Annotated in this window: 9 protein-coding genes; 4 read left to right on the forward strand and 5 right to left on the reverse strand. The window is 73.4% G+C overall.

Annotated features, from left to right (window positions below):
• Window positions 1–56 precede the first annotated feature (56 nt).
• The gene (locus ACSMTC_RS29005; RefSeq protein WP_436562668.1) at window positions 57–2,567 is read left to right on the forward strand and encodes a sensor histidine kinase; all 2,511 of its coding nucleotides are present in this window, start codon (window positions 57–59) and stop codon (window positions 2,565–2,567) included.
• On the opposite strand, the gene ACSMTC_RS29010 is transcribed toward ACSMTC_RS29005, so the two are convergent.
• Entirely contained in the window at window positions 2,561–3,088 is a 528-nt protein-coding gene (locus ACSMTC_RS29010; protein WP_436562669.1) for a universal stress protein, read from the reverse strand. The genes ACSMTC_RS29005 and ACSMTC_RS29010 overlap by 7 nt on opposite strands.
• A gap of 377 nt (window positions 3,089–3,465) precedes the next feature.
• Between ACSMTC_RS29010 and kdpB the strand changes: the two genes are divergently transcribed.
• Entirely contained in the window at window positions 3,466–5,610 is a 2,145-nt protein-coding gene (kdpB, locus tag ACSMTC_RS29015; protein WP_436562670.1) for a potassium-transporting ATPase subunit KdpB, read from the forward strand.
• Window positions 5,611–5,781: 171 nt separating this feature from the next.
• On the opposite strand, the gene ACSMTC_RS29020 is transcribed toward kdpB, so the two are convergent.
• From ACSMTC_RS29020 to ACSMTC_RS29035, 4 genes are all read right to left on the reverse strand, one after another.
• On the reverse strand, window positions 5,782–7,128 hold the full coding sequence (locus tag ACSMTC_RS29020) for a hypothetical protein (protein ID WP_436562671.1): 1,347 nt from the start codon (window positions 7,126–7,128) through the stop codon (window positions 5,782–5,784).
• A gap of 407 nt (window positions 7,129–7,535) precedes the next feature.
• Entirely contained in the window at window positions 7,536–8,195 is a 660-nt protein-coding gene (locus ACSMTC_RS29025; RefSeq protein WP_436562672.1) for a response regulator, read from the reverse strand.
• On the reverse strand, window positions 8,192–9,508 hold the full coding sequence (locus ACSMTC_RS29030; protein ID WP_436562673.1) for a sensor histidine kinase: 1,317 nt from the start codon (window positions 9,506–9,508) through the stop codon (window positions 8,192–8,194). Before ACSMTC_RS29030 ends, ACSMTC_RS29025 begins: the two co-directional genes overlap by 4 nt.
• Window positions 9,509–9,575: 67 nt before the next feature.
• Window positions 9,576–10,019, reverse strand: coding sequence for a hypothetical protein (locus ACSMTC_RS29035; protein ID WP_436562674.1), 444 nt, complete (start codon window positions 10,017–10,019; stop codon window positions 9,576–9,578).
• Window positions 10,020–10,314: 295 nt separating this feature from the next.
• On the opposite strand from ACSMTC_RS29035, the gene ACSMTC_RS29040 reads away from it, so the two are divergent.
• On the forward strand, window positions 10,315–11,652 hold the full coding sequence (locus ACSMTC_RS29040) for a sensor histidine kinase (RefSeq protein ID WP_436562675.1): 1,338 nt from the start codon (window positions 10,315–10,317) through the stop codon (window positions 11,650–11,652).
• A complete protein-coding gene (locus ACSMTC_RS29045; RefSeq protein WP_436562676.1) occupies window positions 11,640–12,314 on the forward strand; it encodes a response regulator in 675 nt (224 codons plus the stop codon). The genes ACSMTC_RS29040 and ACSMTC_RS29045 overlap by 13 nt, the downstream gene beginning before the upstream one ends.
• Window positions 12,315–12,367: the final 53 nt, after the last annotated feature.

Here is a 12,367-nt window from a genome sequence, read left to right on the forward strand (position 1 = left end):
CCGGACCCGGCTTATCTTGAACCTGGACGGATCCGCGAACCAAGGAATGATCCCCCGTGGCCGCTGGCGGTGGAAGGCTGCGCGTCTACCTCGGCGCCGCGCCGGGAGTCGGCAAGACGTTCGCCATGCTGGCCGAGGGCAGACGGCTGCGCGCGGGCGGCCTGGACGTGGTGGTCGGGCTGGCCGAGACGTACGGCCGCAGCGGCACCGAGGAGCAGCTCGGCGACCTGCCCGTGGTGCCCCGCCACACCGTGCGCTACCGGGGGATGGACCTCACCGAGATGGACCTGGACGCGGTGCTCGCCCGCCGTCCGGCCCTCGCGCTGGTGGACGAGCTCGCGCACACCAACGTCCCCGGCAGCCGCAACACCAAGCGGTGGCAGGACGTCTGGGAGCTGCTGCGGGCAGGTATCGACGTGGCCAGCACGCTCAACATCCAGCACCTGGAGAGCCTGAGCGACGTGGTCGAGCAGATCACCGGCATCGTGCAGCGCGAGCAGATCCCCGACGCCGTGGTGCGCGCCGCCGACCGGGTGGAACTGGTCGACCTCAGCCCGGAGGCGCTGCGCACCCGGATGGCGCAGGGCGAGATCTACCCCAGCGACCGGATCGACGTCGCCCTGGACAACTACTTCCGTGCCGGGAACCTGGGTGCGCTGCGCGAACTCGCGCTGCTGTGGCTGGCCGACCGGGTGGAGGAGGAACTCGCCGACTACCGTGCCAGGCACGGCATCCGGGCCCCCTGGGAGACCAAGGAGCGGATCCTGGTCGCCCTCAACGGCGCACCCCAGGGCGAGCACCTGATCCGGCGCGGCGCCCGGACGGCGGCCCGGGTGCATGGGGACCTCATCGGCGTCCACGTCCGCGCGGACGACGGCGCGATCCGCTACGAGCCGCCCGCGCTCGCCGCCCAGCGCGCCCTGCTGCGCGAACTGCACGGCAGCTACGTCGAGATCGGCGGCACGGACGTGGCCCGGACCCTGGTGGACTTCGCCCGGACCGAGAGCGCCACCCAGATCCTGCTCGGTCCGACCAGCCGCTCCAGGCTGCGGGAGCTGCTGACCGGTTCGGTGATCAACCGGGTGATCCGGATGGCCGGTCCGATCGACATCCGGGTGCTGCCGCCGCCCTCGCCCGACCAGACGGTGCTGCCGGGCGGGCCGCGCCCCCGGCGGCCCGCCCGCGTCCCGGCCCGGCGGCGGTGGACGGCCTGGCTGCTCGGGCCGCTCGGGGCGCTCGCGCTGGCCGCGATGCTGTCACCGGTGCGCCACTCGCTGGACCTGTCCGGGGCGCTGCTCTGCCTGCTGCTGCTGGTCGCCGGGGTGGCCGGTCTCGGAGGGCTGGCACCGGCCGCCGGGACCACGCTGACCTCGGCCCTGGCCGCGGACTACTTCTTCACCTCCTCCCGGCACAGCCTGGCGGTCAGCAGTGGCGCCGACCTGGTCCCGCTGGGGGTGTTCCTGTGTGTCGCGGGGATCATCAGCCATCTGATCGACGGCCTGACCCGCCGCTCCCAGGAGGCCGCCCGGGCACGGGCCGAGGTGCAGGCCCTCACCAGGCTGGCGGGGGAGACGGTGCGGGGTGAGAGCCGCACGCTGCGCCGTCTGCTGGCCGAGCTGCGCCGGGTGTTCCGGCTGGAGGCGGCGGGCATCCTGGCGCCGACCGGTGCCGGCTGGCGCCCGGTCGCCGTCTCCGGCGGCCCGCTGCCCGCCCGCCCCGAGGACGCGCCGTTCGCCGCCGAACTCGGGCAGGGCACCGTGCTGGTCCTGGCCGGCGGGGCGATCGACGAGCAGAACACCAGGCTGCTGGGCCCGTTCGTGACCCAGCTGCGGCTGGCCGAGGAGCACCGGCGGCTCACCCGGGAGGCGGCCGCCGCCCAGTCGCTGGCCCGTACCGACGCCCTGCACACCACCCTGCTGGAGGCCGTCGCCCACGACCTGCGCGGTCCACTGGCCGCCATCCGGGCGGCGGCCGGCCGGCTCGACGCCGCACCCGAGGCCGAGACCATCACCGCCGAGGCCGAGCGGCTGAACCACTCGGTCGCCAACCTGCTGGACCTCAGCCGGCTGCGGGCCGGCCGGCTCCCGGTCGGACTCCGGGCGACCTCGGTCGGCAAGGTCCTGCGGGCGGCCGCGGCCAGCCTGCCGGGCGACGGAGCGGAGCTCGTGATCGGCCCCACCGGTGGACTGCCGCCGATCGAGGCCGATCCCGGGCTGCTGGAGCGCGCGCTCGCCAACGTCCTGGCCAACGCGCAGGCCTGGTCGCCGCCGGGCACGGCGGTCCGGGTAGACGTCGGCGCCGTGGCGGACCGGGTGGTCGTGCGCGTGATCGACCGGGGCCCGGGCATCGCACCCGAGGAGCGTGAGCGGATCTTCCAGCCGCTGCGCGGGCGCCGGAGCCGGCCGGGCGGAGTACGGGAGACCGGTACGGGGTTCGGCCTCGCGGTGGCCAAGGGCTTCGTCGAGGCGATGCACGGCGAACTGTCGGCCGAGGAGACCCCGGGCGGAGGCGCGACCTTCGTCTTCAGCCTCCGCCAAAGGCCGGCCGCTGAGCGGGACGGTCAGTAGGTGCCCGTGCCCGCCGGACGGGCCCAGGCCGCCGCCCGGCCGGACAGCCGGGGCATCGGCGCTCCGCTGCGCACGGTGAACTCCAGGCTCTCCAGCAGCTGCGACGGCGAGACGACCAGCACCTCGCAACCGGCGTGCGAGCGGCAGTAGCGGGTCACCGAGCCGTGGATGACGTGCCGCAGGCGGCTGCGCCGACTCGCGCCGAGGACCAGCAGATCGGTGTGCCGGTCGGCGACCCTGACCAGGGCCGGGCCCGGGTCGGCGTGCACCACCACCGGGCGGATCACCATGCCGTCCGGGTAACCGCCGAAGGCCTGTGCGAACACGACGTCCATCAGCCGGTGCGCGGAATGCTCCAACTCCGATGGTGGGCGCAGCCGTTCGGCATCGGTATGGCTCCAGGCCGTGACCGGGACCAGTACCGCGCCCCGCCGGGCGGCCTCCTCCACGGCGCGGTGCAGCGCCGCCAGGCTGCTCAACGATCCGTTGACCCCGACTACCACACGGGCACTGTCGTTCATCGCCATCCGCTCCCATCGGCGTTCCGGGCGCCTCGGGTGAGGGCGCCTGCCACGGTGAACCTGTCGCTGCTGACTTCCCGACTCCATTCGACCCCGAACGGCCCGGCGGATAGCGGTGCTTGACGCACGTCGTACGCGACTACCGGAAACCTTGACGTGACCTTGACGCAAGGGGGCCGGGTCGGCGGGTCGAGGGTGTCAAGCCGGTGTCAATCTTCCCTGGCGGACCGTCAGGAAGGCGTCAGAGCCACGGCGGGCCGGTCCGCTCGCACGGTTGGCTGCCGCTTGGCCCGTGCCCGTGTACCGGGCCGCACTCCCCCTCCGCCCCCCGCGCTGCACACCTCCCCGTCGCAGGCCCGTACGAGAAGGTCCGCCCCATGCTCCAGCAGGCTCCCGAGAGGGACGTCAACGTCCGTACCGTCACCAGCCGCGCGCCCAACCCGACTGCCGTACACCGGCATCGGGCACCGAGCGGGCTCTTCGACCCCAGGCAGCTGATCACCTCCTTCCCGGAGGCGCTGCGCAAGCTGCATCCCCGGCTGATGCTGCGCAACCCGGTGATGTTCGTGGTCGAGGTCGGCTCGGCCCTCACCACCTTCTCGGCCGTCGTCATGCCGAGCGTCTTCGCCTGGCTGATCAGCGCCTGGCTCTGGCTCACCGTGGTGTTCGCCAACCTCGCCGAGGCGGTCGCCGAGGGGCGCGGCAAGGCGCAGGCGGAGTCGCTTCGCAAGGCGCGGACCGGGACGGTCGCCCGGCGGCTGCTCAGGTGGCGGGTGGGCCTGGAGCACTGCGAGGAGGAGGCGGTGCCGGCCGAGGAACTGCGCCAGTACGACTTCGTGGTGGTCGAGGCGGGGGAGAGCATCCCCGGCGACGGCGATGTGGTCGAGGGCGTCGCGGCCGTGGACGAGTCGGCGATCACCGGTGAGTCCGCGCCGGTGATCCGCGAGTCCGGCGGCGACCGCAGCGCGGTGACCGGCGGCACCAGGGTGCTCTCCGACCGGATCGTGGTCCGGATCACCTCCAAGCCCGGACTGACCTTCATGGACCGGATGATCGCTCTGGTCGAGGGCGCCGAGCGGAAGAAGACCCCGAACGAGATCGCCCTCAACCTGCTGCTCGCCACCCTGACCATCGTCTTCATCCTGTGCATCGTCAACCTCCAGTCGCTGGCCATCTACGCGGGTGCCGAGCAGACCCTGACCGTCCTGGTGGCACTGCTGGTGGCACTGATCCCGACCACGATCGGCGCACTGCTCTCCGCGATCGGCATCGCGGGCATGGACCGGCTGGTGCAGCGCAACGTGCTGGCGATGTCGGGCCGGGCGGTGGAGGCGGCGGGCGACGTGGACGTGCTGCTGCTGGACAAGACCGGCACCATCACCTTCGGCAACCGCCAGGCCACCCGCTTCGTCCCGCTCCCCGGCGTCGAGACCGCCCAGCTCGTCGAGGCCGCCCAGCTCTCCTCACTCGCCGACGAGACCCCCGAGGGCCGCTCGATCGTGGTCCTCGCCAAGCGGTACGGGCTGCGCGAACGGGCCGAGGGGGAGCTCGGCCGGATGGAGTTCGTCCCGTTCAGCGCACAGACCCGGATGAGCGGCGTCGACCTCGACTGGCCCGACGGCAGCCCGACCGTCCGGGTGCGCAAGGGCGCGTCGGCCGCCGTCTCCGCCTGGGTGTACGAGAGCGGAGGGCAGGTCCCGCCGCAGGCGCACCAGGCGGTGGAGATCATCTCCTCGGGTGGTGGGACCCCGCTGCTGGTCGCGGTCCACGACCGGCACGGCGCACGGGTCCTGGGCGTGATCCAGCTCAAGGACGTGGTCAAGGACGGGATCCGGGAGCGTTTCGCGCTGCTGCGCCGGATGGGCATCCGCACCGTGATGGTCACCGGTGACAATCCGCTGACCGCCAAGGCCATCGCGGAGGAGGCCGGGGTGGACGACTTCCTCGCCGAGGCCACTCCCGAGGACAAGCTCGCCCTGATCCGGCAGGAGCAGGAGGGCGGCAAGCTGGTGGCGATGACCGGTGACGGCACCAACGACGCGCCCGCGCTGGCCCAGGCCGACGTGGGCGTCGCGATGAACACCGGCACCTCGGCTGCCAAGGAGGCCGGGAACATGGTCGACCTGGACTCCAACCCGACCAAGCTGATCGAGATCGTCGAGATCGGCAAGCAACTGCTCATCACCCGAGGGGCGTTGACCACCTTCTCGATCGCCAACGACGTCGCCAAGTACTTCGCGATCATCCCGGCGATGTTCGCCGGCGCCTACCCCGGGCTGCACCACCTCAACATCATGGCCCTGCACAGCCCGAAGTCCGCGATCACCTCGGCGATCATCTTCAATGCGCTGATCATCGTCGCGCTGATCCCGCTCGCCCTGCGCGGCGTGCGCTACCGGCCCTCCTCGGCCTCCGACCTGCTCACGCGCAACCTGCGGGTGTTCGGGTTCGGCGGTCTGGTGCTGCCGTTCCTCGGGATCAAGCTGATCGACCTTCTGGTGCAGTTCGTTCCCGGGTTGTGAACCAACCTTCCTGGGAGGTAGGGGAGTTGTCCGCTCCTTCGGTACTTCGCCGTGCCGGGGCGCCCCGGCTGCGGAGTGCCGGTCGTCGGCCGGGCTGGCAGACGGGGAGGCCCGCGGGATCCTGCCCGGTCTCCAGTCGGCCGACCGCCCCGGTGCGGGCGCCCGGAGTCCTCACGCGGCTCGGGACCGTCCGGCCGACTGACGCTGCGGGGTGCGGTCGCCGGTTGCCGGCCTCATGCCGTCCCGGCCGAGGCGCGGCCCGGGTGTGACCGGAGCCTGCCGCACCAGAGCGCGGGGCGGTGCGGCCAGGCGGGACCAGACCACCAGGACGAGCGGCAGCGCCAGGTAGCCGAAGCGGCCCGCCGGGGCGAGCGTGAAGGCCAGTGTCAGACCCAGGGCCAGCCGATCGGCGGCGGCGACCAGGGAGGCGGGCGGACGCAGCAGCAGTGACAGCGCGAGCACGGCACCGCCGGCCACCAGCAGGGCGACGGCCGCGAACCACCCTGCCGGGCCCAGGTCGGCCAGTAGCCGGCCCGGCAGCGGGCTGCTCGCCGGGGTCGGGACGGCCGCCCGCCCGGTGGGGAACGCCAGCACCTGTTCGATCATCCGGTGTGGCGCGACGACCGCGGCCGGCAGCACCAGCGCCGCCGTACCGGCCAGGCAGACGAGCGCACACCGGACCGCCGCGCGTCCGCCGTACACGGCGGCGAGCAGCGCGAGCGCGACCGGAAGCGCGGGCCAGGCCGACCACTTGAGCGAGCACGCCAGCGCCAGCGCCGCCCCGGCCGCGACCGGACGTCCACGGGCGGCGAACGCCAGACCGAGGCAGCACGCACCCGTCAGCGGCAGATCCACCCCGCTGACGCAGAGCGGCAGCGCCACCACCGGTGAGGCGGTCAGCGTGATCAGCCCGGTCCCGAACGACGGCCGTCCGGCTGCCGTTCGTCCTCCGGCTGTCCACCGCCCGGCTGCCCACCGCCCGGTCGGCCGCAGCGCCACCCGCCCGGCCACCAGGCAGGCCATCAGCGCGGCGGCGCACCACAGCCGTGCGTCCGCGAGCGGGGTCGCGCCCAGCAGTACCCGGGGCAGCCCCCAAAGGGTCATCCCCGGCAGGTACGGGGTGAAGTCCTCGACCCGCCGCGGGTCGGGGAGGTAGGGGCTGCCGCTGTGCACCAGCAGGTCCGCCGACCGCTCGATCACCATGACCTCGGACTGCCCCTGCCCGCAGGCCACCAGCACCGCGAGCGGAAGCACCACCGCGCCGGTCAGCGCCACCAGGGCCGAGGCCCGGCCGGCCCGCGAAGCGGGCTCCCGGAGCGCCACCCCGGCCGCCAGCAGATAGCCCGCCGCCGCGAACAGCCCCCAGAGCCGGTGCGGCGCCAGCCCGGACAGCAGCGGGAACGACCCCGCCCACACCGCCGCGACCAGCCAGCCTGCCGCCCGGATCGCGGGTCGGTTCCAGCGGGACGGGGCAGCCGGAACGGGTGCGGCAGCGGGGCGTCGGAGCGCTTCGGTCATCACCCCGTCATTGCACCGGCCAGGCGAGGGCCAGGTCAGGAGGGCTGGCTCGACTTCGATGGTCGAGTTTTCCCTACCGGGTTTTTCCTACCGGTCCCTCCTGTCGGTCCTCCCGAGTCACTGGTTCTTCCCGGCGGCTCTCCCCGCCGTTTTCTCCCCGCCGGTTCGACGGCCGGGCCGTCCCCACCCCGCCCGGCCCGGTGCCGGATGCGGTGCGACCGGTTGACGGGAACCCGCGTGCACTCCCGGGCGAGTAGCCGCCCGGCCCGGGGCGGACCCGGCTGCCCCGCACACCGCCTCCCGTGCCCTGTTGCGGTGTGCCGCCACGGCTGAACCTCCAGACAACAACGGTGAGTTGGCCTCCGCCACGCAGGCCGGGACAACGGCCCCACCCGGAATCCTGGTGGTCAGGGCCGCTCCGGTGGCTGCGGTACGAGCAGCCCCCGGTTGAACGCCTCGGTGACGGCGGCGGCTCGGTCGCCGACACCGAGCTTGGCGTAGATGTTCAGCAGATGGGACTTGATCGTGGCCTCGGTGATGAAGAGTCTGGCCGCGGCCTCCCGGTTGGCAGCCCCGGCCGCCACCAACTGGAGGACTTCGAGCTCCCGCTTGCTGAGCGGCCCCGGGGCGGGGGCGCGTACCCGGTTCATCAGCAGGGCCGCCACCGAGGGCGCGAGTACGGCCTCGCCCCGGGCCGCCGCCCGCACCGCCCGCAGGAGCTCGTCACGGGGAGCGTCCTTGAGCAGGTAACCGGTGGCGCCCGCCTCGATCGCGGGCAGCACATGGCTGTCGGTGTCGTAGGTGGTCAGCACCAGCACGCGTGCGCTGCTCCCACGCCTGGTCAGCTCCCTGATCGCGCTCACCCCGTCCATGCCGGGCATCCGCAGGTCCATCAGGACCACGTCCGGCCGCAGCGTCTCGGCGAGCCGGACCGCCTCGGCTCCGTCGGCAGCTTCGCCGAGCACCTCGAACTCCTGATCGCGAGCGAACATGCTGCTCAGGCCGTCCCTGACCACAGGATGATCGTCGGCGATCAGCAGCCTGATCGCGGCGGTGGGGCGGCTCACGCGTCCACCTCCGCCGACTCGGCGGGGACGCGGGCCGAGATCCCGGTGCCGCCGCCCGGCTCCGACTCGACCTGCAGAGTCCCCGACAGCCCCTCGATCCGCTGGCGCATCGCGACCAGGCCGAACCCGCCGCGATCCGCGCGCGGAGCGTCGGTGCCGTTGCCATCGCCACTGGCGCCGCCACCGCCATTGGCGACGAAACCGCCGAAACCGCCGAAGACACCGGTGGTGAGCCGGGCCGGATCGAAGCCGTCGCCGTCGTCGCGCACGTCCAGGGCCACCTCGTGCTCCAGATAGGAGAGCGTCACCCCCACCCTGGTCGCTTCCGCATGCTTGGCCACGTTGGCCAGCGCCTCCTGGGCGCACCTGAGCAGCGCGACCTCCGCCTCCGGCCGCATCGGCCGTGCCGTACCGGTCGTGGTGACCTGGACCGGGATCCCGTGCAGCGCCGACCAGCGGCCGGCCACGCCTGCCAGTGCCTCGCTCAGCCGTGCCGTCCGCAGTGGCTCGGGGCGCAGGGCGTGCACCGATCGCCGCGCCTCGGACAGGCTCTCCCTCGCCAGCCTGGTCGCGGCCCGGACGTGCCTGCGCCGTCCCGCCGGATCGGCCTCGGCATGCTCGGCCGCCTGTAGCTGGGTGATGATCCCGGTGAGCCCCTGCGCCAGGGTGTCGTGGATCTCCCGCGCCATCCGCTGCCGCTCGTCGTGCACGCCGGCCTCCCTCGCCTGTGCCAGTAGCCGCTCGTGCAGGGCCGCGTTCTCCGCCAGCGTCGCCGCCAGCCTGCGGTTCGCCTCGTGTGCCTTCCGAAGCGCCTGATCGCGCTCGTCGTTCTGCCGGGTGCCGCGCCGGGAGAACCAGGCGAAGCCGCACATGGGGATCACGTTCGCGGCCAGGATGGCGACGTACACGGCCTGGCCCGAGAGCGTGGTCTTGTCCACGCCGTAGGCCTGCGCGGTGCCCGCCACCACCGCCACCGCGGCCACGCCGACCGGCTGCCACGGCCAGCGCAGCACCCTGAAGGCGTAGATGTACCCGGCGGGTGTGAAGAGCCCGAACCACGGCTCCCTGACCACCAGGACCGCCGTGATCACGATCAGCACGGTGAAGAACACCGCCATCACCGGCACACGCTCGCGCCAGGCCGGATGCAGTGTGAAGACCCACAGCATCCAGACCGCGGCCAGCGCGCACAGGGCCAGGTCGATGAAGAGGGACCCGCCCGAGGACCGCCGCTCGGCGACCACCGTGACGACGGTCAGGACCGCCAGCAGCGCATATGGCACAACGGTCGCCGACACGAGTCGGTGTCGCACCGGACCCCTCATCCACGCCCCCTCAAGCTGCCGTTCCACCGGACAATCTAGCCGTGACCGGCGCGGGCTATCCGGAGGCGAACAGCGAGCGCAGGTGCCTGCCGTTGACGATCGCCACGACGCCCAGGAGGAGCAGTCCGCACGCGCCCTGCTCGATCCTCATCCACAGCGGCAGGAGATTGGGGAGCGGCACGAGGACGGCGATGGCCGCGACCATGGCGCCCGAGGCTATTCGGAGCCGCAGATACGCCCGGCGGTGGCCGCGCGAGGCGCCGACGACGAAGGAGAGCATCAGCAGGGAGGTGAGGACGACGATCGTGCCCCGGATCCAGACCGTCGCGTTCACCAGCCCGGGATCACGGCGGAGCAGGCAGGCGGCCACGAGGGTGAGCAGGCTGAGGGCGATGTAGCCGCCGACGAGGCGCTTCATGGTGCGAAAAGCCGTCAGGCTGCGTGGATGGCTCGGGAGTTGGTCGGACGGGGCGGCGGGCTGTGCGTTGCGGGTGTTCACGGTGGGTCTTCTCCTCTCTCGGGTGGCCTCCAGCGTCGCAACGCCACGGCAGTCCGCGCATCGGTCGATCTACCGGAACCGCGGCTGAACCGCTGTACCGACCGGAAGGCCGAGCCGGTCCACCGTTCGGCTGACCGGCTCTCAGCACACGGTGTCCGCCTCCGGGTTCGGTCCGACCCCGCCGGTCCCGCCTCCGACCCCGCCGGTCCCCGGCCGACCCGGCCACCGATCCCCCGCCGACCCGGCCGTCGACTACGGTTGGGTGACTTGACCAGCGAAGGCACGGAGGGGACGGATGCCCGGAGTACTGGCCGCCGAACCGTCCGGGCTCGCGTTGTGGGGAGCGCTGAGGGCGCGCCCGATCCGCTTCCTGTACTCGGGCTGGCCGTGGCGCTGCTGGGCGTACCTGCTGAGCGGGGCGCTGCTGGGCACGGTCACCCTCGTGCTGCTGGCGGTGCTGCTGGTCCTGGGAGTCGGACTCTCGGTCGTCGGGATCGGGCTGGTCATCCTCGCGCTCACCGCGCTGGCCGGGATACCCGTGGGCGCCGTCGAGCGGCGGCGGATGCGGCTGGTGGAGCCGGAGACCGTACCGAGCCCGCACCCCGTGCTGGCGGCCGGGCCCGGCCACGGGGTCGCCCACCGGGTACGGACCCGGCTGCGCGAGCGCGCGACCTGGCGCGAACTGGGCCACGCCGGCGCGCTGGCGCTGGTCTTCGCGGCCATCGACCTCGCGTTCACCGCGCTGCTGGCCCTGTCCTTCGTGTTCCTGGTCTCGCCGCTGGTCGTGGCCGCCCTGGCACCCGAGACGGTGATGCTCCTACCCGGGCACGCGGTGGACGGACCGGTGGAGGCCCTGCTCGGCGGCGCGGCCGGACTGCTCGGCCTGGTGTGCTGCGCCTATCTGGGCGCGCTGCTGACCGGTGCCCAGATCGGGCTGTCCCGGCTGCTGCTGGCCGCCCGGGAGGCCGAGCCGGCCGGGCAGGTGGTCGAACTCACCCGCTCCCGCGCCCGGTTGGCCGACGCCTTCGAGAGCGAACGCCGGCGCATCGAGCGTGATCTGCACGACGGCGCGCAACAGCAACTCGTCGCGCTGACCATGACCCTGGGCCTGGTGCGGCTGAGGCTCGGCGCCGGCCAGGGCGAGGCGGCGGCCGAGCTGGCCGCCCGCGCGCAGGGTGAGGCCCGCCGGGCACTGGACCAACTCCGCGACCTGGTGCGGGGAATCCACCCCCGGGTGCTCGCCGACCACGGCCTGGCGGCCGCCGTCGCCGAGGTCGCGGTACGCAACCCGATCCCGGTCCGGGTGGACCTCGACCTGCCGTACCGGCTGCCCGAACAGGTCGAGACCATGGCCTACTTCAGCGTCACCGAGGCGCTCGCCAACGCCGCCAAGCACAGTGGCGCCACCCGGGTCACCGTCGCCGGACACCACGCCGACGGCCTGCTCTCGCTGCTGATCAGCGACGACGGGCGCGGCGGCGCGGATCCGGCGGCCGGCGGCGGACTCCAGGGCCTGGCCGACCGGCTGGCGATCCTGCAGGGCCGGCTGCTGCTGACCAGTCCGGCCGGCGGACCCACCCGGCTGCGAGTCGAAGTCCCCTGCTCCGCCCGGGAGGTGGCGTGCTCCGCATAGTCCTGGCCGAGGATTCCGTCCTGCTCAGGGCGGGCCTGGTCGAACTGCTCACCCTCGGCGGCCATCAGGTCACCGCCGCCGTCGGGGACGCCGAGGAGCTGGTCCGCGCGGTGGACGCGGACCTTCCCGACCTCGTCCTCACCGACGTCCGGATGCCACCGGGTTACGGCGACGAGGGCCTGCGGGCCGTCCTCGAACTGCGCACCCGGCACCCCGAGTTGCCGGTGGTGGTGCTCTCCCAGTACGTCGCCACCGCCTACGCCGCCCAGCTCCTGTCGGGCGGTGACCCGGGCCGGGGCGGACTCGGCTACCTGCTCAAGGACCGGGTCGGTGAGGTGGCCGAGTTCCTGGACGCGCTGCGCCGGGTGGCCGACGGCCGGACCGTCATCGACCCCGAGGTCGTCAGGACCCTGCTCACCCAGCGGTCCGCCGGCAGCTCCGCCGCCCGGGCGCTCGACCGGCTGACTCCCAGGGAACGCGAAGTCCTCGCCCTGATGGCCGAGGGCCGCAACAACCAGTCCATCGCCCGGGAGCTGGTCGTCACCGAGGCCGCCGTGGTCAAACACGCGGGCAACATCTTCACCAAACTCGATCTCGACCCGACCGACGGCAACCGCCGTGTCCTCGCCGTCCTCGCCCACCTCCGCGCCGACGGCGGGTAGCCGGCGTAGCCGGGGCTCCGGTCGGAGCCCCGGCAGGGGCGGGGTGCGGCCCG

The organism is Kitasatospora sp. HPM-01-4 (assembly GCF_051374625.1).
Classification (GTDB): Bacteria; Actinomycetota; Actinomycetes; order Streptomycetales; family Streptomycetaceae; genus Kitasatospora.

Bases quoted from the DNA above. Each gene is read 5' to 3' on its own strand.
- ACSMTC_RS29010 (WP_436562669.1), bottom strand. From the start codon at position 3,088: ATGAACGACAGTGCCCGTGTGGTAGTCGGGGTCAACGGATCGTTGAGC.
- kdpB (WP_436562670.1), top strand. From the start codon at position 3,466: ATGCTCCAGCAGGCTCCCGAGAGGGACGTCAACGTCCGTACCGTCACC.
- ACSMTC_RS29020 (WP_436562671.1), bottom strand. From the start codon at position 7,128: ATGACCGAAGCGCTCCGACGCCCCGCTGCCGCACCCGTTCCGGCTGCC.
- ACSMTC_RS29040 (WP_436562675.1), top strand. From the start codon at position 10,315: ATGCCCGGAGTACTGGCCGCCGAACCGTCCGGGCTCGCGTTGTGGGGA.